Origin of the sequence: Rhodanobacter sp. Root561 (assembly GCF_001427365.1) — a bacterium.
Taxonomy (GTDB): Bacteria; Pseudomonadota; Gammaproteobacteria; order Xanthomonadales; family Rhodanobacteraceae; genus Rhodanobacter.
The window spans coordinates 420,102-445,287 of record NZ_LMGH01000011.1; the positions used below are offsets into that span (position 1 = coordinate 420,102).

Here is a 25,186-nt window from a genome sequence, read left to right on the forward strand (position 1 = left end):
CGTTCTCAGTCTGCCTTCTTCTTGGCCAGGCGCAGCCAGGTGTCGACGACCGTGTCCGGATTCAGCGACAACGATTCGATGCCCTGTTCCATCAGCCATTCGGCCAGGTCCGGGTGGTCGGACGGGCCCTGACCGCAGATGCCGATGTACTTGCCCTTGGCGCGCGCGGTCTTGATCGCCATCGCCAGCAGCTTCTTCACCGCCGGGTCGCGCTCGTCGAACAGGCTGGCGACGATGGACGAATCGCGGTCCAGACCCAAAGTGAGCTGGGTGAGATCGTTGGAGCCGATCGAGAAGCCGTCGAAGATGTCGAGAAACTCGTCGGCGAGCAGGGCGTTGGACGGCACTTCGCACATCATGATCACTTTCAGATCGTGCTCACCCTGCTTGAGGCCGTTCTTCGCCAGCACGTCGATGACCTTGCGGCCTTCGCCGAGCGTGCGTACGAACGGGATCATCACCCACACGTTGGCAAGGCCCATCACTTCGCGCACGCGCTTGACCGCCTTGCACTCCAGTCCGAACGCCTCGGAGAAGCTCGGGTCGACGTAGCGGCTGGCGCCACGGAAGCCGATCATCGGGTTCTCTTCGTGCGGCTCGTAGCGCGAGCCGCCGAGCAGGCCGGCGTATTCGTTCGACTTGAAGTCCGACAGGCGCACGATCACCGGCTTCGGATAGACCGAGGCGGCGATGGTGGCGATGCCTTCGGCCAGGCGGTCGACGTAGAACTCGACCGGACCGGCATAGCCGGCGATGCGCTCGTCGATCTTCGCCTTGGTCTCGGCGTCCTGCTTGGCGTATTCCAGCAGCGCCTTCGGATGCACGCCGATGTGGCTGGCGATGATCATTTCCAGGCGGGCCAGGCCGATGCCGGCGTTCGGCAACTGGCCGAAGTCGAACGCGCGCTCGGGGTTGGCCACGTTCATCATGATCTTCAGCGGCGCCTCGGGCATGTCACCCAGGTCGGCGGTGATCCGCTCGAACTTCAGGATGCCTTCGTAGATCGTGCCGGTGTCGCCTTCGGCGCAGGACACGGTGACGTCGGCGCCATCGGGGATCAGTTCCAGCGCATTGCCGGTGCCGACCACGGCGGGCACGCCCAGCTCGCGGGCGATGATCGCCGCGTGGCAGGTACGGCCGCCGCGGTTGGTCACGATCGCCGAGGCGCGCTTCATCACCGGCTCCCAGTCGGGATCGGTCATGTCGGCGATCAGCACGTCACCGGCCTGCACCTTGTTCATGTCGGACAGCGAACGGATCACCCGCGCCTTGCCGGCGCCGATCTTCTGACCGATCGAGCGGCCTTCGGCCAGCACCTTGCCCTTCTCGCTGAGATGGAAGCGCTCGAGCTGGGTGGCGTGCGAACGGGACTTCACCGTCTCCGGGCGTGCCTGCACGATGTAGATCTTGCCGGTGTGACCGTCCTTCGCCCACTCGATGTCCATCGGGCGGTCGTAATGCTTCTCGATGATCAGCGACTGGCGGGCCAGCTCCTGCACGTCCTCGTCGCTGATGCAGAACTTGTTGCGCAGGTCGGTCGGCGTGTCTTCGGTCTTGACCCGTTCGCCCGGGGCGCTGGAGTAGACCATGCGCAACTGCTTCGCACCGAGGTTGCGGCGCAGCACCGCCGGCTTGCCTTCACGCAGCGTGGGCTTGAACACGTAGAACTCGTCCGGATTGACCGCGCCCTGCACGACCATCTCGCCGAGGCCATACGAACCCGTGACGAACACCACGTCGCGGAAACCGGACTCGGTGTCCAGCGTGAACAGCACGCCGGAGGCACCCACGTCCGAGCGCACCATCAGCTGCACACCGGCAGAGAGGAACACGTCCTCGTGCTTGAAGCCCTGGTGCACCCGATAGGCGATCGCGCGATCGTTGTACAGCGAGGCGAAGACTTCCTTGACCTTGTGCAGCACGTCGTCGATGCCGACGACGTTGAGGAAGGTTTCCTGCTGTCCGGCGAACGAGGCGTCAGGCAGGTCCTCGGCGGTGGCCGACGAACGCACGGCAACAGCAATATCGTCGGCGCCGGCATCCTTGCACAGCTTGATATAGGCCGCGCGGATCGCCTGCTCGAGTTCGGCGGGCAGCGCGGTGTCGACGATCCAGCCGCGAATTTCCTTGCCCGCCGCGACCAGGGTGTCGACGTCGTCGACGTCGAGCGGAGCCAGCCGCTCCTGGATGCGTTTGGCCAGGCCGCTCTTTTCCAGATACTGCTGGAACGCGTCGGCGGTGGTGGCGAAACCGCCCGGCACGGAGACACCCAGTTTGGCCAGGTTGCCGATCATCTCGCCCAGCGAGGCGTTCTTGCCGCCAACCTTGCCCAGGTCAGTCATGCGCAGTTGGTCGAGCCAAAGCACCAGATCGTTCAAGGGTGTCTCCTTCTGAGGAAGCGTTGCAAAGAGTGGAATGGACGCGACATGCAGGCCCGAAGCGGGTTGCAAAGAACTGGTATTGTCCGCTGCGGATGGTGCGCAGCACAAGAAGACCATTGCGCGCAGATGCCATTCCAACCCGATACCAGTCAGCTGGCGGTAGATTTTGGCGGCCGGGTCGGCGACTGCGATCGGACCGATGCCGTGCCGATTCGCCGGGTTGCCGACGCCTCAGAATGCACGCCACAACCTGCTAAGGTGCGGCCAGACGCCATCCGCCATCTGCCATCAGGGCCACGCATGCATCGAACCGTATTCTTCATTTCGGACTCCACCGGGATTACCGCGGAGACCATCGGCAACAGCATCCTGGCGCAGTTCGAAGGCGTGCAGTTCGACAAGCATCGCTTGCCTTTCACCGACAACGCGCACAAGGCGGAGGCTGCCGCACTGCGCATCAAGACCAATTATGCGCAGACCGGCCAGCGCCCGATCGTGGTCAACACCATGGCCGAACGCGCCCTGTGCGAGATCGTCGCCGCCAGCGGTGCGCTGATGCTGGACGTGTTTGCACCGTTTATCGGCCCGCTCGAGGAAGAGCTGTCCACCAAGCGCTCGGGTGCGGTCAACCGGTCGCATGGCATGGTCGATTTCGACAAGTACGAGGCGCGCATCAACGCGACCAACTACGCGCTGTCGCACGACGACGGCATCGACGTGAACTATGCCGAGGCGGACCTGATCCTGGTCGGCGTGTCGCGCTCGGGCAAGACGCCGACCTGTCTCTACATGGCCTTGCATTACGGCGTCAGCGCCGCCAACTATCCGCTGACCGACGAGGACCTCGAGAAGCTCGAATTGCCGGCGCGTCTGCGTCCGTACAAGGATCGGCTGTATGGCCTCACCATCGATCCGGTGCGCCTGGCGCAGATCCGCGAACAGCGCCGAGCCGGCAGCCGCTACGCCACCTTGCAGCAATGCCGCTGGGAGCTGGAGCAGGCCGATCGCCTGATGCGCCAGGCCGGCATTCCCAGCCTCAACACCACCCATGTGTCGATCGAGGAAATCGCCAGCAAGATCTTCGATCGCTTCGGCATCGAGCGAACCATGTTCTGAAAACCCTGGCCCGCCCACTGGAGTTCGTACATCCCCGATGAGTGCCGTACTGGACAACCGCCGCAGCCTGCTACCGGGACGATTCGAGTTCCTGATGGGGCTGTACGCCGAGAATTACCATCGCCTGACGCGACTGTTCCAGCCACAGCAGCTGGCGCCGGGGCGTTACGTGTCGAACGTGGACGACGGTCTCGACGTCCACCTGTCCGTGCAGGAGCGTCATCCGTACACCCTGGAACTGGAACTTACCTACGATTTCGTCGACATCGATACCGGCACGCGTGCGCCGTCGGCACAGTTGCGCATGTATACCGACGCGCATGTGGCCGAGGCGCTGCATTGCCATCCCGGGCGGCACCTGTGGCAGGTGCTGGGTCCGTTTCCGCCGGCGCATTCGGTGTTTCAGCACCGCTTGCGGATGAACGGATTCCTGTCGCGCTGGCTGGAATACCTCGTCGAGCAAGGCCATTCCGTCGGCACCCTGGAGCCGCAGCCGGAGTCGAGCGAGGGCAGTCGGAAATAGGGCTTCATAAACGTGTGCCGCTTCCTGGTTCCTGCACACACGGAGCAGTGCGCAAAATCACCACGCAGCAAAAAGCCCGCGCTAGGCGGGCTTCTTGTTTGAATAGTGGCGGAGTGGACGGGACTCGAACCCGCGACCTCCGGCGTGACAGGCCAGCATTCTAACCAACTGAACTACCACTCCGCATTGTGTTGCTTCTTCCAGCTGTGCGAGCCAACTTGGCGTCCCCACGGGGATTCGAACCCCGGTGTCCACCGTGAAAGGGTGGTGTCCTAGGCCTCTAGACGATGGGGACAATTCAAGTTGGTGGAGCCAGGCGGGATCGAACCGCCGACCTCCTGCATGCCATGCAGGCGCTCTCCCAGCTGAGCTATGGCCCCGCCGCTGGAAGCCGAGAAGAATAGGTGCGCTCCGGAATTCCGTCAAGCTTTTTTTCACACTTTCGATCACGAAGTGCTGGCGTGTCGACGACGCACTCGTGCGCGCAGGCGAGTGCCGCCTTTCCTTCGTTTAAGCTGGAGCGATCCCTCGGGTTCCAGAGAGTTGATGAATGCACGAAATCGGCTTCATTCGTGATCTTGCCATCGTGATGATCGTGGCGGGCGCCACCACGATCGTGTTCCAGAGGATGCGGCAACCGGTGCTGCTGGGCTACATCCTGGCTGGCGTGCTGATCGGGCCGCATACGCCGGGCGTGCTGGTGGGCGATGCGCGCGCCATCGACGACATTTCCAATCTCGGCGTGGTCCTGCTGATGTTCACCCTGGGCCTGGAATTCAGCGTGCGCAAGTTGCGCGAGGTCGGCATCGGCGTGCTGGCCGTGGCGGTCGCGGAAGTGGGGCTGATGTTGTGGATCGGCTATGGCATCGGCGGTCTGTTCGGCTGGTCCGGCACGGACGCGCTGTTTCTCGGCGCGATCATTTCGTTGTCCTCGACGATGGTGGCCACGCGCACGCTGGCCGAGTCGGGGCAGCGCCAGCAGAAGTTCGCGCAACTGGTGACGGGCCTGCTGGTGGCCGAGGACATGCTGACCATCGTGATGCTGACCCTGCTCACGGCGGTGGCGATCGGTGGGTCGGTGCAGGCCGACACGGCGCTGGCCCTGGTGGGTCACCTGGGCCTGTTCGTGATCGTGGGGATGATCCTGGGTCTGCTGCTGCTGCCTCGCCTGGTGGATTACGTGGCGAGCTTCGATCGCGACGAGACCTTGCTGGTCAGCGTGCTGGGCATCTGCTTCGGCGCCAGCCTGTTCGCGGTGTGGATGGGTTTCAGTGTCGCGCTGGGTGCCTTCCTGGCCGGCGCGGTGGTGGCCGAGTCGCGCAGCGTGGGGCGGGTGCTGCATCTGGTGGAGCCGTTGCGCGACATGTTCGCGGCGCTGTTCTTCGTGGCGATCGGCTTGAAGATCGATCCCTCGATGCTGCTGCAGTACGCCTTGCCGGCCCTGCTCATCGCGGCCGTGGTGATCGTCGGCAAGACCCTGGCCTGCAGCCTGGGCATCTTCATCGTGGGCCATGATCCGCGCACGGCGCTGCGCTCGGGCCTGGGCATGGCGCAGATCGGCGAATTCTCGTTCGTCATCGCCACGCTAGGTCTGTCGCTGGGCGTGGTCAGCGATTTCATCTATCCGATCGCGGTGGCCGTGTCGGTGCTGTGCATGGCAGCGTCGCCGTACCTGAACCGGTCCGCCGAGAGCCTGGCCAATGGCTTGCGGCGGGTGACGCCGCGCTCGCTGATCCTGCTGGCCAGCAGCTACAACGGCTGGCTGGAGAACCTCAAGCCGGTCAACGAGAATGCGGCCATCGCGGCCATCTTCCGGCGCCTGCTCTGGCACATCGGCATCAACGTACTGCTGGTGGTGGCGCTGTTCATCGTCGGCGCCTACGTCAATGCGCACAACTGGAGCTGGTTCTCGATGCTCGGCATCGATCGGGAACTGCGCCACACCCTGATATGGGCCTGCGCATTGTTCCTGTCGCTGCCCATGCTGATCGCCGTGTACCGCAAGGCGGAGGCGCTGGGCATGGTGCTGGCGGAAATCGGCATCCGCGAGCGGTTTGCGGGTTCGTACACCCAGGCGATCCGCAACGTGCTGGCGCGGGTCATTCCGCTGGTCACGCTGCTGGCGCTGGCGCTGCTGGTCAGCGGGCTCAGTTCGGCGATCCTGCCGCCGCGCGGGATCGCCTTGTCGCTGGTGGTGCTGGTGGTGGTGGTGGCGGTGGTGCTGTGGCGAGGTCTGGTGAGAATGCATGCGCGGCTGCAGGCCGCCCTGAAGGAAACCCTCGAAAAGCCCGGCCCGTGAGGGCGTGGCAGCTTCCCGCCGGGCCTGGCGAGGGTCCCCGAGCGGGGCGCCGGAATGAACCTTTATCGCGAATGACGGTCTGATCGCCCGATCGTTGCCAAGATCTGACAAGCACCGCACAATGCGAGGCCTGCCTCCATCGGGGGGGCCCGGCCGGCAGTGTCGGCACATCCATACATGAGGGAGTTACGAATGAAGCACTTTCTGCGTCCCACGCTGACGGCGGCCGCGATGGCCGTTGCGCTGGGCATGACGGCCTCCGTTGCCGCCCAGACGACTGGCGCTGCCGGCACCGTCGACAAGGCCAAGGCCAGCTACGTTGTGGGTTGGGAAATTGCTTCCCAGGTTCCGCCGATCATGCGCGACGAACTGGATCCGACCGCCGTGGCCAACGCGGTGAAGGCGGCGCTGTCCGGCCAGAAGCCGACCATGAGCGATACCGAAGCCAAGCAGGTGCACGACGCCTTCATGGCCAAGATCCAGGCCAAGTACCAGGCCGAGATGACCAAGCTGGCGGCCAAGAACAAGGCCGAAGGCGACGCCTTCCTGGCCAAGAACAAGAGCGCGCCGGGCGTGAAGACGACCGCGTCGGGCCTGCAGTACCAGGTGATCAGCCAGGGCACGGGCGCTCGCCCGGGTCCGAACGACACGGTCGAGATCAACTACACCGGTACCTTCATCAACGGCCAGGTGTTCGATGCCTCGGCCAAGCACAACCCGCCGGGCGCAGCCAAGATTCCGCTGGCTGGCGTGATCCCGGGCTTCCGCGAGGGCCTGCAGCTGATGCAGACCGGTGGTCATTACAAGCTGTTCATCCCGTCCTCGCTGGCTTACGGCGCCGAGCCGCAGCCGCCGATGCCGCCGAACGCCACGCTGATCTTCGACGTGACCCTGGTCAAGACGGGTCCGACGCCGGCAGGCGCCGCTCCGGGCGGCAAGTAAGCATCACGAAGCAGTTGCCGGAGGCGACTCCGGCGCAAGTTTCACGAAGGGGCGCGAAGCGATTCGCGCCCCTTCGCGTTTGCGGGAATCGCGGTGACCGGATCGAAGCGGTCGCGGCGGCGGTTAGAATGGACGTCCAACTTTTGCGGGAATCGTCACCACGATGATGAATGTCACTATCTTCGGTACCGGCTATGTCGGCCTGGTCACCGGTGCCTGCCTGGCGGAAATGGGCAACAAGGTGGTTTGCGTGGATATCGATGCGGGCAAGGTCGAGCGCCTGAAGCACGGCGAGATCCCGATCTTCGAACCCGGACTCGAGGCGATCGTGCGCCGCAACCATGCCGGCGGCCGGCTCGATTTCACCACCGACGCGGCGCCGGCGATCGCGCATGCCGAATTGATCTTCATCGCCGTGGGCACGCCGCCGGACGAGGATGGCAGCGCCGACCTGCAATACGTGCAGGCCGTGGCCCGCACCATTGGCCGCCACCTGGATCACTACGCCGTGGTGGTGAACAAGTCGACCGTGCCGGTCGGCACCGCCGATCGGGTGCGCGAGGCGGTGGCTGGTGAATTGAAGGCGCGCAACGCGACGGTGGAATTCGACGTGGTCTCCAACCCGGAGTTCCTCAAGGAAGGCGCCGCGGTGGAAGACTGCCTGCGCCCGGACCGCATCGTGGTGGGCACGTCCAGTGCACGGGCGGTGGCGGTGTTGCGCAAGCTGTACGCGCCGTTCAATCGCAACCACGATCGCATGGTGGTGATGGACGAGCGGTCGGCCGAGCTGACCAAGTATGCCGCCAACGCGATGCTGGCCACCAAGATCAGTTTCATGAACGAGATCGCGAACATCGCCGAGCGGGTGGGCGCCGACGTGGAACTGGTGCGCCAGGGCATCGGCTCGGACCCGCGCATCGGTTACAGCTTCATCTACCCGGGCGCCGGCTACGGCGGTTCGTGTTTTCCCAAGGACGTGCAGGCGCTGGAGCGCACCGCCCATGCCTACGGCTATGACGCCCGGCTGCTGGGCGCGGTCGAGGCGGTCAACCGGCAGCAGAAGGGCAAGCTGTTCGAGCTGATCTCGCGCCACTTCGACGGCCAGTTGGCCGGTCGCACGATCGCGCTGTGGGGGCTGGCGTTCAAACCCAACACCGACGACATGCGCGAGGCGTCCAGCCGGCGACTGATGGAGTTGCTGTGGGAAGCCGGCGCCAGCGTGCGTGCGTTCGATCCGGAAGCGCGCGCGGAAACGCAGCGCCTGTACGGCGATCGCGCGGACCTGGTGTTGTGCGGCGACGCCATGGAAGCCGTGCAGGGTGCCGACGTGCTGGCCGTGGTCACCGAGTGGAAGGCGTTCCGCAGCCCGGACTTCGCCGCCATCCGCGGGGCGCTGGCCGAACCGGCGATCTTCGACGGCCGCAATCTGTACGATCCGGCGGTGGTGGAGGAGGCTGGGCTGGCCTATTACGGCATCGGGCGCGGGCGCAGCCTGCAGTCATCGCCATGAACGACCAGCGTGCGATGTTCGAGCAGCGGCTGGACGAGATGGAGGTCAAGCTGACCTTCATCGACGAAGCCGTCCAGGCATTGACCACGGCGGACGCTGACCAGTCGCAGCGGATCGCTGCGCTGGAGCGCGCGTTGCGCGATCTGCGCGGCGAAATGGCATCGATGCGGGTCGCCCAGGGCAGCGACGCGCACGACGAACCGCCGCCGCCGCATTACTGACCGAAAACTTGTATCCAACGATCACGGAATAACCGCATGGCCGATTCCCTGCGCGATCAGCTGCTCAAGAGCGGCATCGTCAAACAGGTTCAACCCGAACGCCCCCGCGAGCCGAAGCGGGCGCCGTCGCCCGGCAAGCCGGCGCGCCACGGCGGCAAGCCCGGTGGCAAGCCTGGCGCCAAGCCCGGTGCCAAGCCGCAGCCGCCTGCGGCCGGCCGCAGCCAGCAGGACATCGACCTGGCCAGGGCTTATGCGTTGCGCGCGCAAACCGAGACGCGGGAGCGCAAGCAGATCGAGCAGGAGGCGGCCGAACAGGCCCGGCTGCGCCGCGAGCGCAAGCAGAAGATCCAGCAGTTGCTGGATGGCAAGGCGCTGAACAAGGCCGATGCCGACCAGCCGCGCAATTTCGAGTACGGCGGCAAGATCCGCCGGGTGCATGTGGATGCCCCGCAGCTTGCCGCGCTGAATGCCGGCGAGCTGGGCGTGGTCCAGCACGGTGGTCGTTATCTGCTGGTGGCGCGCGAGATTGCCGAGCAGGTCCGCGCCATCGACGCACACCAGCTGGCCTTGCTGGTCGACCCGGCGGCGTCCGGCATCGGTGACGATGGCGTACCGGACGACCTGATGTGGTGATGGCGGCATGAGCTCATGAAGAGAGCCCGGCATGCCGGGCTCTCTTGTGAACGTGATGCGGTATCTCAGGTTGAGTGGCTGGGAGAAGCCGGCAGTTCGAAGCCGCCTTGCGCCAGCGTCGGATCGTCCCAGCCCTTCTTCGGCTTGAAGCGGTCGCCATGGCGCTGCGCCAGCTCCTCTAGCCTTGCCTTGAGCTTGTCGGCGCCTTCGCTGCGCGTGTACTGGATCGGGCCGCCCCGGAACGGCGCGAAACCGGTGCCGAAGATCACGCCGGCATCCAGCAGGTCGGCATCATCCACCACGCCATCGGCAAGGCAGGCGATCGCCTCGTTGACCATCGGCAGGATCATCCGGTCGGCCAGGTCGGGTGGCGTCACGTAATCCTGGGGTACTTCGGGTTTCTGCGGCTTGCCGTCCTGCCAGACATACAGGCCCTGGCCATCCTTCTTGCCGCGCTTGCCGGCCTCCAGCTTGTCGTCCAGCCCCGGCGGCAACTCCAGCCCGAGGAACGGCGCCAGTTCGCGGCCGACCGATGCGCATACGTCCAGGCCGACGGTGTCGGCCAGTTCGATCGGCCCCATCGGCATGCCGAACTTCTTCGCCACGCGGTCCAGCACCGGGCCGGGCACGCCTTCGCTGTACAGGCGCAGCGCTTCCAGCAGGTAGGGCATCAGGATGCGGTTGACCAGGAACCCCGGCGTGCCCTTGACCGCCACCGGCAACTTGCCGATGGCCTTGCAGAATGCCAGCGCGCGTTTCTCGATCAGCGGATCGAGCCGGTCATGCCGCACCACTTCCACCAGCGGCATCTGCGCCACCGGATTGAAGAAGTGCAGGCCCAGGAAGCGCTGCGGCGCGGCCAGGTTCTTGCGCAGTTCGTCCAGCGGGATGCTGGAGGTGTTGCTGGCGAGAATCTCGTCCGCCTGGAACTGGGGCTCGATGGTGGCGTACAACGCCTCCTTGGCCTCGGCGTTCTCGTAGATCGCCTCGATGGCCAGGTCGGCCGCCTCCACGCCGCTGCCGTCGACATCGGCGCGCAGGCGCTGCATCGCCGCCTCGACCTTGTCGGCGGACTTCAGCTTCTTCTCGTACAGGGTGCGGGCACGATCCAGCGCCGGCTGGATGAACTTCATCTCGCGATCCTGCAGGGTCACCTCGAAGCCCTTGAACGCAGCCCAGGCGGCAATGTCGCCGCCCATCACGCCGGCACCGACCACATGCACGTGCCTGATCTGCGCGTCGGCGCCGGCGCCCTGGCCCTTCAGGCGTTCCTGCAGGAAGAAAATCCGGATCAGGTTCTGCGCCGTCGGCGTGGTCGCCAGCTTCGCCACCGAGCGTGCCTCGAGTTTCAGCCGCTGGCTGATGCCGGAACCGCCACGCTTCCACACCTCGATCATCGCGAACGGCGCGGGGTAGTGCTCCTTGCGCACCTTGGCCGCAGTCTGCTTCAGCACGATCGGCGCCAGGATCTGCCGGGCCAGCCAGGTATTGGTGGCCCAGGCCCTGGCGCGGCGGGCGAACGGCCGCGTCGCGGGACGGCGCAGCAGCAGGCGTGCCTCGCTCAGCAGCTCGTCCGGACGTGCCAGCCGGTCGACCACGCCCAGGCCCAGGGCGCGCTTTGCCGACAGTGCCTTGCCGGTCAGCATCACCGGCAGCGCCTCGGTGGCGCCGATCAGGCGCGGCAGGCGCGCGGTGCCGCCCCAGCCCGGGTGGATGCCCAGCATCACTTCGGGCAGGGCGATCCGCGTTTTCTCGTCGTCGACGGCGATGCGCTGGCGGCAGGCCAGGATCAGCTCGGTGCCGCCGCCCATGCAGGCGCCGTGCACGGCAGCCACGGTGGGACAGGGCAGGCGGGCCAATGCCTCGTAGACGCGCTGGCCGTGCTCGATGTTCTCCAGCACCGTGTCGTGTTTCGCGTACTCGACGAATTCCTTGATGTCGGCGCCCACGGCAAACCCCGAGGCCTTGGCCGAGTGGATCACCACACCGGCCGGCTTCTCGATGGCCAGGCGCTCGACGATCTGCTCCAGTTCGTCCAGCACCGCGCGGGAAATCGCGTTGACGCTGCTGTTGGCGCGATCCAGGGTCAGCGTGACGATGCCATCCTCGCTTTCGCTGGTCTTCCAGTGGTTGAAGCGCAGTCCTTCGAACATGGGTCGATACGGTGTGGTGGAGGAGGCCTGAACCATACCGTCCCGACGCCATGATTGCGAGATGTGACACATCTGCTTGACCGTGCGCCGGTGCCGGTGTGAAATCGGCCATCATCCGTTGGCACCGAGGTTGCTACGGGCTACGGCGGTGCAGGTCACGGGACGACCGGCGAATGGGCAGGGACAGGGATGATCCGACGCACTCCGGTCAACGTGGCAACCAGCGGGCTCGTTCCCATCATTCATCCAGGCAGTCGCGGGTTGGCTGACTCCATGGCTTCACCGCCGCCGCACGGGGACGCAATGAATTCGACAATCGCCTCCGTTCCCGTGCAAGCCGGCAACGAGATCTTCGAACGCATCCTGGCCGCACCCAGCGGCCTGGTGGTGCTGGACAGCCAGGACGTGCACGCCCTGATCGATCAGTTTCGCGCGATCGCGCGGCATACCGGCCAGGCCGTCTACCTGTGGCAGCCCGATACCGGACTGGGCAGCCTGCGCGACGCCCACGTGCGCGTGCCGGATTGCCAGCGGCTGGGCAATGCGCTGCGCTACATGCAGCAGAGCATGCATTTCGGCGTGTACTTCCTGCTCGGACTCGAGCTGCCGCTGTCGGCGATGGACGGCACCCTGCTGCGCCAGCTGGCGCGCGCCCCCAAGGGGCATCTGCGCCGGGTGGTCCTGATCGACGCGCCCGCCGCGCTGACCGAGCACCTGGGCGATCTGGCCACGCACATCGGCAGCCAGGACAGCCAGCCCCGGCGCCTGCGCCTGCGTGACGGCCGCTGGCTGGTCTGAGGCGAGGACACGATGAACTCCGGCATCCTGGTGGTCGCAGCGCAGCGCGAACTGCGGCGCAACCTGTTCGACGCACTCGACCAGGCGGGTTACCCGCAGATCTACAGTGCGCGCGATGTCCCGCACGCGGCGATCCTGCTCGAGGGGCGGCCGCCGTTGCCGCCCCTGCAGTTGCTGGTGATCGTGCTGGCCGGCGACGCGCAGCAGGCACGCCACGCCTGCGAACAACTGCGACACCTGCCCGGTGCGGCCGAAACGCCGTTGATCGTGGTGCTGGCGGACGAGGCGACCTTCGGGCCGGCGGACCTTCCGCCCGGCATCGCCGACTGGCTTTCCGCCTGGAACATCTCCGACGAACTCATTCCCCGCTGGCGGCGTTCGCTGGCGCCGGAAGGCATGCGTGCGCGTGTGCTGCCGCCTGTGCCCGAAGCGATGGTCGAGCCCGATGGCTACCGTTTCACCTTCGAGGAAGGCGAAGGCGAATGGCTGATCGTCGACGCGCAGAGCGGCCGCTTGCTTGAAGTCAGTCCCACCGTGGGCAGGCACAGCCGCATCCACGTCGACCAGTGGCAGGGCCTGTCGCTGGCCCAGGTGTTGCGCTTCGAAGGCATCGCGATCAGCCAGGTGCTGACCGAGGCCAACCGCAACTGGTACCCGTGCCAGCGCAAGTCGGCGCAAGGCGCGGACACCGGCCAGGCCAGCGTGCGGCGCATCCGGCATGCCGGGCGTGACGCGCTGGCGCTGATGTTCCGCAGCGATCGCGCCGACCTCCGGGCCGAGGCGGCGTTGTCATTGCTGTCGCGCATTTTTGCCTCGACCAGCGGCGTCGACGCCCAGAGCGCTGCCGGACGCCTGCTGTTCGACGAGCTGGGGCTGGACTACCTGGCTGTCTGGTCGGCCCGGCACGAAGGGGCGGAAGCGCCCAACCAGATGCTGCAGTTGTGGAGTGGCGAGGATGTGGCCTGGCCGCCGGCGCAATTGCAGAGTTCGCTGCAACTGGTGCTGGCCGGGAAGTCGATCCTGTACCGGACCGATGCCAAGCGCCTGGCGCCGATCGACCCGCTGCTGCAACAGCTCGAACTGGCCGGCTTCGCCGGACTGCCGCTGTACGACGAAAGGCATACCGTGCTGGGCGCGATGCTCGCGGGCACGCGCCGCGGCTTCGGCGAGATGAGCATCATCGAACCGGTGTTGCGCTGCGCGGTCGCGCGCTTCGCCCAGATGCTGGAGCTGGGCCGCACCCGCGAGCAGGGCCGCGCCGAAGGCCTCGTCGACGCCCTGACCGGCCTGCCCAACCGCCTGCTGTTCAACGATCGACTGGAAACGATCATCCGCGAGGCCACCCGCAACGGCGAGTGCTTCGCCGTGCTGTTCGTCGACCTCGACCGCTTCAAGGCGATCAACGACACCTACGGCCACGCGGCCGGCGACCAGGTATTGCGCACGGTCACCCAGCGCCTGTGCGGCAGCATCCGCGCCTCCGATACGGTGGCGCGCTACGCCGGCGACGAGTTCACCATCGTGCTGCGGCACATCGTCAAGAACGACGACGTGATGCGGGTGGCCGAGAAGATCGTGCAGGTGATGGAGACGCCGCTGTACCTGGAGGACGGCACCGAGCTGCAGGTGACCGCGTCGATGGGGCTGAGCTTCTTCCCGGACGACGCCGGCGACGCGGCGACCCTGCTCAAGCACGCGGACGAGGCGATGTACGCGGCCAAGCACCAGGGCCGCAACACCTTCCAGATCTACGAGATCAGCCCGGAATATGCCCAGCAGCATGGCATGGCGCTGAAGACCCGCCTGCGCCACGCCGAGGGCAATGGCGAACTGCGCGTGGTCTACCAGCCGCAGGTCAATACCGAGACCGAGGACATCGTGGGGATGGAGGCGCTGGTGCGCTGGGAACATCCCGAACTGGGCATGATCAGCCCGGCGGTGTTCATCCCGCTGGCCGAGGAGACCGGCCTGATCGTCTCGATCGGCGAATGGGTGATGCGCACGGCCTGCCGCCAGGCGAAAGAGTGGGAGCAGCGTTACGGTCTGCGCCTGCGCCTGGGGGTGAACCTGTCGGCGGTGCAGTTGATGGAGCCGCACCTGCTGGACACGGTCGCGGCCGTGCTGCGCGATACCGGGCTGGACCCGACCCTGCTGGAAATGGAAGTCACCGAAAGCATCAGCATCAAGGAGGCGCCCAACCTGGTCGAGAACCTCAACGCGCTGCACCGGCTGGGCTGCCATATCGCGATCGACGATTTCGGCACCGGCGCCGCGTCGCTGGATTACCTGCGCCGGCTGCCCGCCGACCGCATCAAGATCGACCAGAGCTTCGTGCGCAACATCGGGGTGGACCCGGATGACGAGGCGATCGTGCGGGCCACCATCGAGATGGCGCATCGGCTGAACCGGGCGGTGGTGGCCGAGGGCGTGGAGATCGAGCAGCACCTGCAGTTCCTGCGCACGAACGGCTGCGACGAGCTGCAGGGTTACCTGTTCTGCCGCCCGCTGCCGCCGATCAGCTTCGACAAGCTGCTGGCCGAGCGGCAGCGCCTGCTGGAAGGGCGCGCGGCCGAGCTGGCTTGAGTGGACTGCCAGCGCCCCCATTACTGACCGATACCCGTCACGGGTCGGGGTGGCGCATCCGGCATGACAACCAGCCAACGGGCTGTGCGTTAAGGTGGGGCCTGCTACTTCATGTTCTAGGTGAACTAGGGCGCCGGGCCGTGGTCTGAGCGCCGCGTTCAGTTCAAAACAAGCTCCCGCAGCGGATGACGGCATTGACGACGGATACGGCCCGGATGGGCGAAAACGAACTGGATCGCGCGCTGGTCGAGCGTGTCCAGCAGGGAGACAGGCGGGCCTTCGACCTGCTGGTGCGCAAGTACCAGCACAAGGTGATCGGGCTGGTCTCGCGCTACGTGCGCAGCCATGCCGAATGCGAGGACATCGCCCAGGAGTCCTTCATCCGCGCCTGGCGGGCCATCGGCTCGTTCCGGGGCGACAGCGCGTTCTACACCTGGCTGTACAAGATCGCGGTGAACACCGCCAAGAATCATCTGGTGGCGATGGGGCGTCGGCCGCCTTCGGGCGACATCGACGCCGACGACGCCGAGTTCATGGCCGGCGCCGAGCGCATGCACGACAGCGCCACGCCCGAGCGCGAGCTGATGCGCCAGGAAATTGAACAATCCGTGTTTTCCACTGTCCAAGCGTTGCCCGAAGAACTGCGGACCGCCATCACGCTGCGCGAAGTGGATGGTCTCAGCTACGATGAAATCGCCGAAGCGATGGGCTGCCCGATCGGTACGGTGCGTTCGCGCATCTTTCGGGCACGCGAGGCGATCGACGAAAAACTGCGGCCACTTTTGTCGGACCGCGAGGATCAGACATGAATCAGGCAGGCATGAATCAGGACACCCGGGAGAGTCTTTCCGCGGGCATCGATGGCGAGTTGTCGAAGGAGCAGCTGCGGTTCCTGCTGCGCCGTCTCGACCACGATGCCTCCCTGCAGGCCGCCTGGTCTCCCTACCATGTGGCGCGCGACAGCCTGCGCCGGGAATTCCCGGCCGTGGCCAGCGTCGACTTTGCCGACCGCGTGATGCGCGCGATCGAGCAGGAAGCGGCCGCGGTCACCGCGACTCCCGCCCGGCGCCATCACTGGTTGCGCTGGTCCGCGGGTGGGGCGATCGCCGCCAGCGTGGCTGCGGCCGCGTTGATGGTCGGCCAGCCGCGCTCGAGCGGTGAGCTGGAACAGGTCACCGCCTCGGCCAATACCAGTCAGACCAGCAGCGTCACCAGCCTGGCCGCGGCTGCCAAGCCGACCGCGCCCGCGGCCGTGCCGCCGTGGCTCAGCGGCAATTCGGCTGGCCTGCTCAGCCAGCAGGCCTCGGCCACGCTGGGCTCGCCGTTCGGGCAGAGCCCGTCGAACTATGCAAGGCGGCTGTCGGGCTACCCGTCGATGCCGCGTTACCGCACGCTGGAAAACAACGACGGCAGCTACCTGTTGCTGCTCGATCCGGAGCAGCAGCGGATCTCCGCGCCGGACGACGCGTCGCGCAGGGCATCCGCCGTCGCGCAATAGCTCGGGTCCGCGTGTCGTTCCCGCGGCCCGTTTTCGATGCACGCCACCACCCGGGTTCCGCAAGGGCCGGCCGCTGCCGTGCGCGGGATGGCCTGCGGAATGCGCGGGCCTCGGTGGCTTGCCGGGAATCATTTCGGAACCATCCAGTCCATTTCAGGCCGGTCCGGCTTGAGTCAACCTGAGGAGGAGCCATGAATCATTCCATCCTGCGCAGCCTGGCGTGCTGCGCCTTGCTGGGCGTCGCCAGTGTCGGCGTGGTGCAGGCGCAGGCACCGGGCGGCGCGGCGGCCTTGCCGGATTTCACCGGCATCGTGCAGAAGAACGCGCCGGCCGTCGTCCACGTGGAAGCGAAGTACACCGGCGAACAACCCGACAGTTATGGCGGGCGCGGTCCGCGGATGATGCCCGGCCAGGGCGGGCCCGATGATCCGCAAGCCGAGATCCTGCGCCGCTTCTTCGGCATGCCGATGATGCCCTCGCCGCAGCAGCAGAAGCACACCTCGCTGGGTTCGGGCTTCATCATTTCCCGTGACGGCTACATCCTCACCAACAACCACGTGGTCGATCACGCGGACAAGGTCACCGTGCGCCTGCAGGACCGGCGCACGCTGACCGCGAAAGTGATCGGCACCGACCCGACCTACGACATCGCCCTGCTCAAGGTCGATGCCGGTGGCGACCTGCCGGCGGTGGAGCTGGGCGATTCGCGCAGCCTGAAGCCGGGCCAGTGGGTGCTGGCGATCGGTTCGCCGTTCGGCTTCGACTACACGGTGACCCAGGGCATCGTCAGCGCCGTGGGGCGCAATCTGGGCCAGCGTGACCAGCCGTATACCTCCTTCATCCAGACCGACGTGCCGATCAACCGGGGCAATTCCGGCGGTCCGCTGTTCGATCTGCAGGGCCGCGTGGTGGGCGTCAACTCGCAGATCTATTCCAACACCGGCGATTACCTCGGCGTGTCGTTCTCGATTCCCATCGATGTGGCGATGAGCGCCGTGCAGCAGCTCAAGTCCAAGGGTTACGTCTCGCGCGGCATGCTGGGCGTGACCATGCAACCGGTCAATGACGACATCATCAAGGCGTTCAAGCTCGACAATGGCGCGGGTGCCGCGGTGGTCGACGTCAGTCCGGACAGTGGCGCGGCCAAGGCCGGCATCCAGCCTGGCGACATCATCCTGAGCTACAACGGCCAGCCACTGCAGCAGGCGTCGGACCTGCCGCCGCTGGTCGGCATGACCAAGCCGGGCAGCAAGGTGCCGGTGGAAATCCTGCGCAACGGCAAGAAGCAGACGCTCGACGTGACCATCAGCGAGGCCAAGCGTGATCGCAACGCGGTCAACAACCTCGCTTCGGCGCCGTCGTCCAGCCAGGCCGGTTCGGCCGCGCTGGGGCTGACCGTGCAATCGATCGACAGCGACACGCGCAGTCAGCTGGGACTGAAGGCGGGGCAGGGCGTGGTGATCGACGACATCACCGGCCCGGTCGCGGCGCAGGCCGGTTTGCGTGCCGGCGACGTGATCACCATGGTCAACCAGCAGAAGGTCGGCAGCGTGGCCGAGTTCGAGGCCGCCACGAAGAGCGTGAAGCCGGGCAGCACGGTGCTGTTGCTGGTGCGCCGGGGCGAGCAGAGCAATTTCGTGGGGCTCACGGTGCCGGCGGATCATTGATGTACCGGTGGCCGGTTCGGCGGGCACGGACCGGCCACCATCGACCAGCGTCATCCCGGGGCGGGGTGACGCCGCTTGCCCGATCGCCTGATGGCGGCGATCCCATGCGATAATGCCGGGTTAGCGTTGCCTCGCGGCAGCGCCGCCACGCCATCGCGTGGTGCCCAGCCCCAGCTCGACCACAGGCCGCCTGCGCTCCATGGAATTGATCCGCAACTTCTCCATCATTGCCCATATCGATCACGGCAAGTCCACCCTGGCCGATCGCATCATCCAGATCTGTGGCGGCCTGGCCGACCGCGAGATGGAAGCGCAGGTGCTGGACAACAATCCGATCGAGCGCGAACGCGGCATCACGATCAAGGCGCAGTCGGTGTCGCTGCCGTACAAGGCGCGCAACGGCAAGACCTATCAGCTGAACTTCATCGACACTCCCGGACACGTGGACTTCTCCTATGAGGTCAGTCGTTCGCTGGCGGCCTGCGAGGGCGCGCTGCTGGTGGTGGACGCCGCCCAGGGTGTCGAGGCGCAGTCGGTGGCCAACTGCTACACCGCGGTGGAGATGGGCCTGGAAGTGGTGCCGGTGCTGAACAAGATCGACCTGCCGACCGCCGACGTCGAAAAAGTGAAGCTGGAGATCGAGGCGGTGATCGGCGTGGACGCCACCGACGCGGTGGCGATCAGCGCCAAGACCGGGCTGAACGTGGTCGAGGTGCTGGAAGCTATCGTCGCCCGCATCCCACCGCCGCAGCCGCGCGACACCGACAGGCTGCAGGCGCTGATCATCGACTCCTGGTTCGACAACTACCTGGGCGTGGTGTCGCTGGTGCGCGTGATGCAGGGCGAGATCAAGTCCGGCGACAAGCTGCTGGTGATGTCCACCGGGCGCACCCACGAAGTGGGCGACGTCGGCGTGTTCACCCCCAAGCGCAAGAAGCTGGACAAGCTCGGCGCGGGCGAGGTGGGCTGGATCAACGCCTCGATCAAGGACGTGCACGGCGCGCCGGTCGGCGACACGCTGACCCATGCCGGCAAGCCGGCCGACAAGGCGCTGCCCGGCTTCCAGCACATGCAGCCGCGGGTGTTCGCCGGCCTGTTCCCGGTGTCGTCGGACGATTACCCGGCCATGCGCGAGGCGCTGGACAAGCTGCGCCTCAACGACGCCGCGCTGTTCTTCGAGCCGGAGTCGTCCGAGGCGATGGGCTTCGGCTTCCGCTGCGGCTTCCTCGGCATGCTGCACATGGAGATCGTGCAGGAGCGGCTGGAGCGCGAATACGACCTCGACCTGATCACCACCGCGCCCACCGTGGTCTACGAGATCCTGAAAAGCGACGGCACCACCATGTTGCTGGACAACCCGGCCAAGCTGCCGACCAACACCAGCCTGGTGGCGGAGATCCGCGAGCCGATCATCATCGCGAACATCCTCACGCCGCCGGACTACATCGGCAACGTGATCACCCTGTGCGAGGAAAAGCGTGGCGTGCAGCGCTCGATCCAGTACCTGGCCAGCCAGGTGCAGATCAGCTACGAGATGCCGCTGGCCGAGGTGGTGATGGACTTCTTCGACCGCCTGAAATCCGTCTCGCGCGGCTACGCCTCGATGGACTACCACTTCGACCGCTTCGAGGCCGGCCCGTTCGTGCGCACCGACGTGCTGATCAACGGCGATCGCGTCGACGCGCTGAGCCTGATCGTGCACCGCAGCCATGCCGACCGCCGCGGCCGCGACCTGGTCGAGCGGATGAAGGACCTGATCCCGCGCCAGCAGTTCGACGTGGCGATCCAGGCCGCGATCGGCGCGCAGATCATCGCCCGTTCCACCGTCAAGGCGTTGCGCAAGAACGTCCTGGCCAAGTGCTACGGTGGCGACGTCAGCCGCAAGAAGAAGTTGCTGGAGAAGCAGAAGGAAGGCAAGAAGCGCATGAAACAGGTGGGCCGGGTGGAAATCCCCCAGGAAGCCTTCCTCGCCGTACTCAGAGTGGATAAATGATTTCGGCCGGGAATCGGGAATTCCCGGCTCCATAGGAGCCCCACATGGATTTTGATTTTTCGGCGATTCTGCTTGGCCTGACCGTGCTGTTCGGCGTGGTCTGGGGGCTGGACCGCCTGTTCCTGTACAAGAAGCGCAAGGCGCATCTGGACGCGGCGGGCGAGGAGTACCACGAGCCGGCGGTGGTGGACTGGTCGCGCTCGCTGTTCCCGGTGGTGCTGGTGGTGCTGGTGCTGCGCTCGTTCGTGGCCGAGCCGTTCCGGATTCCGTCCGGCTCGATGATGCCGACCCTCGACGTGGGCGACTTCATCCTGGTCAACAAGTTCGCCTACGGCCTGCGCATGCCGGCGTTCAACGACAAGTTCGTGAGCCTGGGCGAGCCGAAGCGGGGCGACGTGGTGGTGTTCCGCTTTCCGGGCTACCTGTGCCGGGATGGCGGCAAGCTGGTGCGCAGCGGTGACATGAGCTGCGCCGATCCGCATGCCAAGGTGCCGTCGCAGAACTGGATCAAGCGCGTCATCGGCCTGCCCGGCGACAGCATCGAGGTGCATGGCGACGAGCTGCTGGTGAACGGCCAGCGCGTCACGGCGGACGAGATCGGCCCCTACGTGGGCAATCCCCAGCGCACCGTCGACGAGACCATGCTGAACATGGGCGCCACGGTGTGGACCGAGCACTTGGGCAAGCTCAACCACATGATCGCGCGCATGCCCGCCTACAACACGCCCAATTCCATCCCCAACGACCGCGTGCCGTCCAAGGTGCCCGCCGGTTGCTACCTGGTGATGGGCGACAACCGCAACGACAGCCTGGACAGCCGCTGGTGGGGCTGCATGCCGGAGCAGAACCTGGCCGGCAAGGCGTTCCTGATCTGGATGAGCTGGAAGGGCTGGGGCACCGGCGGGGTGGATTTCTCGCGGATCGGCACGGTCATCCATTGATGCGACCGGCCGGCGGAGTCCGGCCGGCCAAAGCGTGACCGGATCGAAGCCCTGCACATGCCATCGTCACCGGCACGCGAATCTGCAGGCATAATCGGCACGCCGGCGCGGGGCGGCCGGACTTCCATCCAGCTCATCACCATCCATTGCAAGGCAAGCCGTTCGAAGCGGCGTAGCGAGGGGACTATGAAATCGAAGCAGACCGGCGTCACCCTGATCGGATTCCTGTTCATTCTGGCCGTGTTCGGTTTCCTGGCCTACATGGCGATGAAACTGGTGCCGTCGTATTCCGAGTACGGTGGCGTGGTCAAGGCGATGGAGCAGCTCGCCAGCGAGGGGACCAACGGCAAGTCGCTGGACGGCATCCGTCGCGACCTGCTGCGCAAGATGGATTTCCAGTACGTCGACGATGCCGTGGTGCGCCCGGAAGACATCACCATCAAGAAGGACGCCGGTGGTGCCAGCCAGCTGCGGGTCGCCTACGACAAGGAGATCCCGTTCATGTACAACATCTCCTTCCTGCTGCACTTCGACAAGAGCATTGCGCTGCAGGGCAATGTGGGCGAGTAACTTTTGGAACTGAACTACCGTTTCCGTGATCCGGCGCTGGCCAGGCTGGCGCTGACCCACCGCAGCATCGGCAAACCGAACAACGAGCGGCTGGAATTTCTCGGCGATGCGCTGCTCGGCGCGATCATCGCCGAGATGCTGTACGAGGCGCACCCCAAGGCCAGCGAGGGCGAGCTGTCGCGTCTTCGCGCCCAACTGGTCAATGGCCAGGCGCTGGCCGTGGTGGCTCGTGAGCTGGAGCTGGGCGAAGGCCTGCAACTGGGTCCGGGCGAGCTGAAGAGCGGTGGTTTCCGCCGTGAATCGATCCTCGCCGATGCGTTCGAGGCGACCATCGCCGCGGTCTACCTCGATGGCGGTTTCGATGCCTGCCGCGACGCCGTGCGTGGCCTGTTCGCCGAACGCATCGCCGCGCTGCGGCGTTCATCGAAAGACGCCAAGACGCGGCTGCAGGAATGGCTGCAGGCCAAGGGCCTGCCGTTGCCGCACTACGAACTGGTGGCCAGCCACGGCGAGGACCACGCCAAGACCTTCGACGTCAGCTGCGCGATCACCGAGCCGATGGCCTTCGTCGCCGAAGCGCATGGCGGCAACCGCCGCGCCGCTGAACAGGACGCGGCCGAACTGGTGCTGAGCCAGTTGCTGGAGCAGCAGCGCTCCTCCTGAATCCGACGCTTCGCGGTGCCGGAAACCGGGCACCGCCAGAGTGACCGTCCCGGCCTGCGCCAGTCGCCACGTGCCGGTGGCGGCGAAGCACTACACTTGCCATCCGACTTGCCGAGTACCTCAGTCATGAAACTCCCACTGGACCCCACCGACGGCAGCCTGCCGCACGACGACTTCCGCTGCGGCACGGTGGCGCTGGCCGGGCGTCCCAACGTGGGCAAGTCGACCCTGCTCAACGCATTGATCGGCTTTCGCCTGTCGATCATCAGCCCGCGCCCGCAGACCACCCGCCACCGCATCCTGGGCATCAACACCAGCGAGGCCGGGCAGATCATGTACGTCGACACGCCGGGCCTGCATCGCGGCGCCAAGCGGGCGATGAACCGCAGCCTCAACCGCGCCGCGCGCTCGGCGATCAGCGACGTCGACCTGGTGGTGCAGGTGATCGAGGCCGGCCGCTTCACCGACGAGGACGAGGCGCTCTACGCCGCGCTGGTCGAGCAATCCTCGCCGCGCCTGCTGGTGATCAACAAGGTCGACCTCAACAAGGACAAGACGGTGATGCTGCCGTTCGTGTCCGAGCTGGTGGCCACCCACAGCTACGACGAGATCCACTACATCAGTGCGCTGAAGAAGCAGGGGCTGAAGGAACTGGAGCAGGCGATCCTCAAGCGCCTGCCGGTGCAGCCACCGGTATTCGGCGAAGACGAAATTACCGACCGCAGCGAACGCTTCCTGGCCGCCGAAATGGTCCGCGAGCAGCTGATGCTGCGGCTGGACCAGGAGCTGCCCTACGCCACCACGGTGGAGATCGAGCAATTCAGCGACCGCCCCGACGGCATCGCCGAGATCCACGCCATCATCTGGGTCGAGCGCGATGGCCAGAAGGCGATCGTGATCGGCAACGGCGGCGTCCAGCTCAAGGCGATCGGCAGCGCGGCCCGCCGCCACATGGAGCGCATGTTCGAGCGCAAGGTGTTCCTCAAGCTGTGGGTGAAGGTGCGCGAGGGCTGGGTCGACGACGAGAACATGCTGAAGAAATTCGGGTATACCGACTAGGGCGAGGAGTGAGAAACGAGGAGTGAGAAGTGAGAGAAGGCGGGAAGCGAGTGGCAGTTGCTGCCTCTCTCACTTCTCACTTCTCTCCTCTCACTTCTGATTTTTCCATGCGCATCGAACAGCAACCGGCTTACGTCCTGCACGCGCGGCCTTACCGCGAGACGTCGCTGTTGCTGGAGTGCCTGAGCCGCGAGCATGGCCGGCTGGGCGTGGTGGCGCGCGGGGTGCGCGGCGAGCGTGCGCGGTTGCGCCGGGCCCAGCTGGAACCGTTCCAGGCGTTGCGCATGGATCTGCTGCTGCGGGGCGAGATGGCCACGCTGACGGCGGTCGAGACGGTGGGAACGCCGACGCGGCTGGGCGGCGATGCCGGGCTGGCCGGGCTGTATCTCAACGAACTGGTGGTGCGCCTCACCGGGCGGCAGGACCCTTCGCCGCCGCTGTTCGATGCCTATGCGCTGACCCTGCAGCGACTCGCCGCCGAGCCGTCGCTGGCGTGGACATTGCGCCGGTTCGAGCGCGACCTGCTGGAAGCGACCGGCTACGGCCTGCAGCTGGCGCACGATGCGGATACGGGTGAGTTTCTGGAGCCCCAGGCGAGCTATCGCTACGAGGTCGAGCAGGGCGCCGTGCGGTGCGCGGCCAGCAGCCCGCACGCCATCCTCGGCCGCGACCTGCTGGCCCTGGAACAGGACCGCATGCCCGACGCCGCCGGCCTCAAGGCATTGCGCGACATGATCCGCCGGGTGATCCGCTTCCATCTGGGTGGCGCCGAATTGCGCGCCTGGCGGGTGCTGGCGATGGCGGTGTCGCGAAACCGGCCGGATTCCGCCGCGCCTCCTGCCGAACGGCTCGACTAGCCGAGCGCCTGCAGGGTCGCAAGCAAGGTGCGGCGGAAGCGGGTCAGCGCGGCTGCGCTGACGCCCCGTCGCGGCAGCTGTTGCTGCAGCAGCATGGTCTGCCGGGACAGGGCACTGGCACCGCAGAATCCGCACGAAGAGCGCAATCGATGCAGGCGGTCGCTGAAGTTGTCGCGGTCGAGGCTCAGCGCGTCCAGTTCCCGCGACAGCAGCGCCAGCTCGTCGCGCAGCAGCAGGCGCAGGGCGTGCATGGTGGAGGCGTCGCCGGTGGTGCTCAGCGCAGCCTGGTCGTCCAGCACGCTGGCGCTGCGGTCGTCCATCGGCATCAGCGCCAGCACCTGGCGCAGTTCGGTCAACCCGCAGGGTTTCAGCAGCACCTCGCTGAAACCGGCGTCCAGCAGCGACTGGCGATCACCGGGCGCCAGCTCGGCGCTGGTGGCCACCGCGATGCTGTCGGCCGAGCGTGCCTGCACGTCGTCGCGCAGCGTCTGCAGGATCTGCAGTGCGCCGGAGCCGGGCATGCGGCAGTCCAGCAGCAGCAGGTCGAACGATTCGGTAGCGGCCCGCGCCAGCGCTGCCTGGCCATCCATGCAGGCTTCCGCATCGGCGCCCATCGAGGCCAGTCCATCGCAGAGGAAGCGGCAACTGCCGGGATCGTCATCGGCCACCAGCACGCGCGGGCGGGGCAGCGGGCGGGACAGATTGGCGGGTTCGCAAACGGTGTCGGCAAGGCGGCTGGGCATGACGAATTCCATATCGTTCATCTTGATTTGGCAGAA

Annotated in this window: 21 protein-coding genes and 3 tRNA genes; 18 read left to right on the plus strand and 6 right to left on the minus strand. The window is 66.2% G+C overall.

The window, feature by feature from the left end:
* Positions 1-5 precede the first annotated feature (5 nt).
* A complete protein-coding gene (ppsA, locus tag ASD55_RS10770) occupies positions 6-2,378 on the minus strand; it encodes a phosphoenolpyruvate synthase (protein ID WP_056718899.1) in 2,373 nt (790 codons plus the stop codon).
* A gap of 303 nt (positions 2,379-2,681) precedes the next feature.
* On the opposite strand from ppsA, the gene ASD55_RS10775 reads away from it, so the two are divergent.
* Both ASD55_RS10775 and ASD55_RS10780 read left to right on the plus strand, forming a co-directional pair.
* On the plus strand, positions 2,682-3,497 hold the full coding sequence (locus ASD55_RS10775; protein ID WP_056765987.1) for a pyruvate, water dikinase regulatory protein: 816 nt from the start codon (positions 2,682-2,684) through the stop codon (positions 3,495-3,497).
* A gap of 37 nt (positions 3,498-3,534) precedes the next feature.
* The gene (locus ASD55_RS10780; protein ID WP_056765988.1) at positions 3,535-4,020 is read left to right on the plus strand and encodes a DUF1249 domain-containing protein; all 486 of its coding nucleotides are present in this window, start codon (positions 3,535-3,537) and stop codon (positions 4,018-4,020) included.
* Between the two features lie 106 nt (positions 4,021-4,126).
* Here ASD55_RS10780 and ASD55_RS10785 read toward each other — a convergent pair.
* From ASD55_RS10785 to ASD55_RS10795, 3 genes are all read right to left on the minus strand, one after another.
* A tRNA-Asp gene (locus tag ASD55_RS10785) sits at positions 4,127-4,203 on the minus strand.
* A 36-nt stretch (positions 4,204-4,239) separates the two neighbouring features.
* Positions 4,240-4,315, minus strand: a tRNA-Glu gene (locus ASD55_RS10790).
* A 9-nt stretch (positions 4,316-4,324) separates the two neighbouring features.
* Positions 4,325-4,400: transfer RNA gene (locus ASD55_RS10795), tRNA-Ala, on the minus strand.
* Positions 4,401-4,570: 170 nt separating this feature from the next.
* Here ASD55_RS10795 and ASD55_RS10800 point away from each other — a divergent pair.
* The 5 genes from ASD55_RS10800 to ASD55_RS10820 all read left to right on the plus strand — a co-directional run bounded on the left by ASD55_RS10800 (position 4,571) and on the right by ASD55_RS10820 (position 9,625).
* The gene (locus tag ASD55_RS10800; RefSeq protein ID WP_056765990.1) at positions 4,571-6,319 is read left to right on the plus strand and encodes a cation:proton antiporter; all 1,749 of its coding nucleotides are present in this window, start codon (positions 4,571-4,573) and stop codon (positions 6,317-6,319) included.
* Between the two features lie 192 nt (positions 6,320-6,511).
* A complete protein-coding gene (locus ASD55_RS10805) occupies positions 6,512-7,261 on the plus strand; it encodes an FKBP-type peptidyl-prolyl cis-trans isomerase (RefSeq protein WP_056718905.1) in 750 nt (249 codons plus the stop codon).
* Between the two features lie 166 nt (positions 7,262-7,427).
* Positions 7,428-8,771: a UDP-glucose/GDP-mannose dehydrogenase family protein gene (locus ASD55_RS10810; protein ID WP_056766085.1), complete on the plus strand. Its 1,344-nt coding sequence runs from the start codon at positions 7,428-7,430 to the stop codon at positions 8,769-8,771.
* Positions 8,768-8,992 carry a SlyX family protein gene (locus ASD55_RS10815; RefSeq protein ID WP_007805312.1) on the plus strand — a complete coding sequence of 75 codons (225 nt, stop codon included), beginning with the start codon at positions 8,768-8,770 and terminating at the stop codon, positions 8,990-8,992. The genes ASD55_RS10810 and ASD55_RS10815 overlap by 4 nt, the downstream gene beginning before the upstream one ends.
* Before the next feature lie 36 nt (positions 8,993-9,028).
* Positions 9,029-9,625 carry a DUF2058 family protein gene (locus tag ASD55_RS10820; RefSeq protein WP_056765992.1) on the plus strand — a complete coding sequence of 199 codons (597 nt, stop codon included), beginning with the start codon at positions 9,029-9,031 and terminating at the stop codon, positions 9,623-9,625.
* A 65-nt stretch (positions 9,626-9,690) separates the two neighbouring features.
* Here the strand turns inward: ASD55_RS10820 and ASD55_RS10825 are convergent, their stop codons facing one another.
* Entirely contained in the window at positions 9,691-11,778 is a 2,088-nt protein-coding gene (locus ASD55_RS10825) for a 3-hydroxyacyl-CoA dehydrogenase NAD-binding domain-containing protein (RefSeq protein WP_056765994.1), read from the minus strand.
* A gap of 303 nt (positions 11,779-12,081) precedes the next feature.
* On the opposite strand from ASD55_RS10825, the gene ASD55_RS10830 reads away from it, so the two are divergent.
* The 11 genes from ASD55_RS10830 to recO all read left to right on the plus strand — a co-directional run bounded on the left by ASD55_RS10830 (position 12,082) and on the right by recO (position 24,407).
* Positions 12,082-12,576: a hypothetical protein gene (locus tag ASD55_RS10830; protein ID WP_056718912.1), complete on the plus strand. Its 495-nt coding sequence runs from the start codon at positions 12,082-12,084 to the stop codon at positions 12,574-12,576.
* 12 nt (positions 12,577-12,588) lie between these two features.
* Positions 12,589-15,159 (plus strand): bifunctional diguanylate cyclase/phosphodiesterase, encoded by a 2,571-nt coding sequence (locus ASD55_RS10835; protein ID WP_056765996.1) that lies wholly within the window; start codon positions 12,589-12,591, stop codon positions 15,157-15,159.
* Positions 15,160-15,374: 215 nt separating this feature from the next.
* On the plus strand, positions 15,375-15,968 hold the full coding sequence (gene rpoE / locus ASD55_RS10840; RefSeq protein WP_007805322.1) for an RNA polymerase sigma factor RpoE: 594 nt from the start codon (positions 15,375-15,377) through the stop codon (positions 15,966-15,968).
* A complete protein-coding gene (locus ASD55_RS10845) occupies positions 15,965-16,657 on the plus strand; it encodes a sigma-E factor negative regulatory protein (protein WP_056765998.1) in 693 nt (230 codons plus the stop codon). Before rpoE ends, ASD55_RS10845 begins: the two co-directional genes overlap by 4 nt.
* 191 nt (positions 16,658-16,848) lie before the next feature.
* Positions 16,849-18,324, plus strand: a complete 1,476-nt coding sequence (locus tag ASD55_RS10850) for a Do family serine endopeptidase (RefSeq protein ID WP_056766000.1) — start codon at positions 16,849-16,851, stop codon at positions 18,322-18,324.
* Between the two features lie 199 nt (positions 18,325-18,523).
* Positions 18,524-20,317 carry a translation elongation factor 4 gene (lepA, locus tag ASD55_RS10855; RefSeq protein ID WP_056719174.1) on the plus strand — a complete coding sequence of 598 codons (1,794 nt, stop codon included), beginning with the start codon at positions 18,524-18,526 and terminating at the stop codon, positions 20,315-20,317.
* A gap of 44 nt (positions 20,318-20,361) precedes the next feature.
* On the plus strand, positions 20,362-21,258 hold the full coding sequence (lepB, locus tag ASD55_RS10860) for a signal peptidase I (protein ID WP_056718921.1): 897 nt from the start codon (positions 20,362-20,364) through the stop codon (positions 21,256-21,258).
* Between the two features lie 186 nt (positions 21,259-21,444).
* Positions 21,445-21,828 (plus strand): DUF4845 domain-containing protein, encoded by a 384-nt coding sequence (locus ASD55_RS10865; protein ID WP_056718923.1) that lies wholly within the window; start codon positions 21,445-21,447, stop codon positions 21,826-21,828.
* A gap of 3 nt (positions 21,829-21,831) precedes the next feature.
* Positions 21,832-22,491 (plus strand): ribonuclease III, encoded by a 660-nt coding sequence (gene rnc, locus ASD55_RS10870; RefSeq protein WP_056718925.1) that lies wholly within the window; start codon positions 21,832-21,834, stop codon positions 22,489-22,491.
* A gap of 126 nt (positions 22,492-22,617) precedes the next feature.
* Positions 22,618-23,550: a GTPase Era gene (gene era / locus ASD55_RS10875; protein ID WP_056718927.1), complete on the plus strand. Its 933-nt coding sequence runs from the start codon at positions 22,618-22,620 to the stop codon at positions 23,548-23,550.
* Positions 23,551-23,657: 107 nt separating this feature from the next.
* A complete protein-coding gene (recO, locus tag ASD55_RS10880) occupies positions 23,658-24,407 on the plus strand; it encodes a DNA repair protein RecO (protein WP_056766002.1) in 750 nt (249 codons plus the stop codon).
* Here recO and ASD55_RS10885 read toward each other — a convergent pair.
* A complete protein-coding gene (locus ASD55_RS10885) occupies positions 24,404-25,150 on the minus strand; it encodes a response regulator (protein ID WP_343123500.1) in 747 nt (248 codons plus the stop codon). The two genes, recO and ASD55_RS10885, sit on opposite strands and share 4 nt — an antisense overlap.
* Positions 25,151-25,186: the final 36 nt, after the last annotated feature.

Coding starts and splice junctions, on each gene's coding strand:
- era (WP_056718927.1), top strand. CDS start 22,618: ATGAAACTCCCACTGGACCCCACCGACGGCAGCCTGCCGCACGACGAC.
- ASD55_RS10800 (WP_056765990.1), top strand. CDS start 4,571: ATGCACGAAATCGGCTTCATTCGTGATCTTGCCATCGTGATGATCGTG.
- ASD55_RS10820 (WP_056765992.1), top strand. CDS start 9,029: ATGGCCGATTCCCTGCGCGATCAGCTGCTCAAGAGCGGCATCGTCAAA.
- ASD55_RS10810 (WP_056766085.1), top strand. CDS start 7,428: ATGAATGTCACTATCTTCGGTACCGGCTATGTCGGCCTGGTCACCGGT.
- rpoE (WP_007805322.1), top strand. CDS start 15,375: ATGGGCGAAAACGAACTGGATCGCGCGCTGGTCGAGCGTGTCCAGCAG.
- ASD55_RS10835 (WP_056765996.1), top strand. CDS start 12,589: ATGAACTCCGGCATCCTGGTGGTCGCAGCGCAGCGCGAACTGCGGCGC.
- lepB (WP_056718921.1), top strand. CDS start 20,362: ATGGATTTTGATTTTTCGGCGATTCTGCTTGGCCTGACCGTGCTGTTC.
- ASD55_RS10830 (WP_056718912.1), top strand. CDS start 12,082: ATGAATTCGACAATCGCCTCCGTTCCCGTGCAAGCCGGCAACGAGATC.
- ASD55_RS10825 (WP_056765994.1), bottom strand. CDS start 11,778: ATGTTCGAAGGACTGCGCTTCAACCACTGGAAGACCAGCGAAAGCGAG.
- ASD55_RS10845 (WP_056765998.1), top strand. CDS start 15,965: ATGAATCAGGCAGGCATGAATCAGGACACCCGGGAGAGTCTTTCCGCG.
- ASD55_RS10780 (WP_056765988.1), top strand. CDS start 3,535: ATGAGTGCCGTACTGGACAACCGCCGCAGCCTGCTACCGGGACGATTC.
- ASD55_RS10815 (WP_007805312.1), top strand. CDS start 8,768: ATGAACGACCAGCGTGCGATGTTCGAGCAGCGGCTGGACGAGATGGAG.
- lepA (WP_056719174.1), top strand. CDS start 18,524: ATGGAATTGATCCGCAACTTCTCCATCATTGCCCATATCGATCACGGC.
- ASD55_RS10885 (WP_343123500.1), bottom strand. CDS start 25,150: ATGCCCAGCCGCCTTGCCGACACCGTTTGCGAACCCGCCAATCTGTCC.
- ASD55_RS10805 (WP_056718905.1), top strand. CDS start 6,512: ATGAAGCACTTTCTGCGTCCCACGCTGACGGCGGCCGCGATGGCCGTT.
- ASD55_RS10850 (WP_056766000.1), top strand. CDS start 16,849: ATGAATCATTCCATCCTGCGCAGCCTGGCGTGCTGCGCCTTGCTGGGC.
- ASD55_RS10865 (WP_056718923.1), top strand. CDS start 21,445: ATGAAATCGAAGCAGACCGGCGTCACCCTGATCGGATTCCTGTTCATT.
- ASD55_RS10775 (WP_056765987.1), top strand. CDS start 2,682: ATGCATCGAACCGTATTCTTCATTTCGGACTCCACCGGGATTACCGCG.
- recO (WP_056766002.1), top strand. CDS start 23,658: ATGCGCATCGAACAGCAACCGGCTTACGTCCTGCACGCGCGGCCTTAC.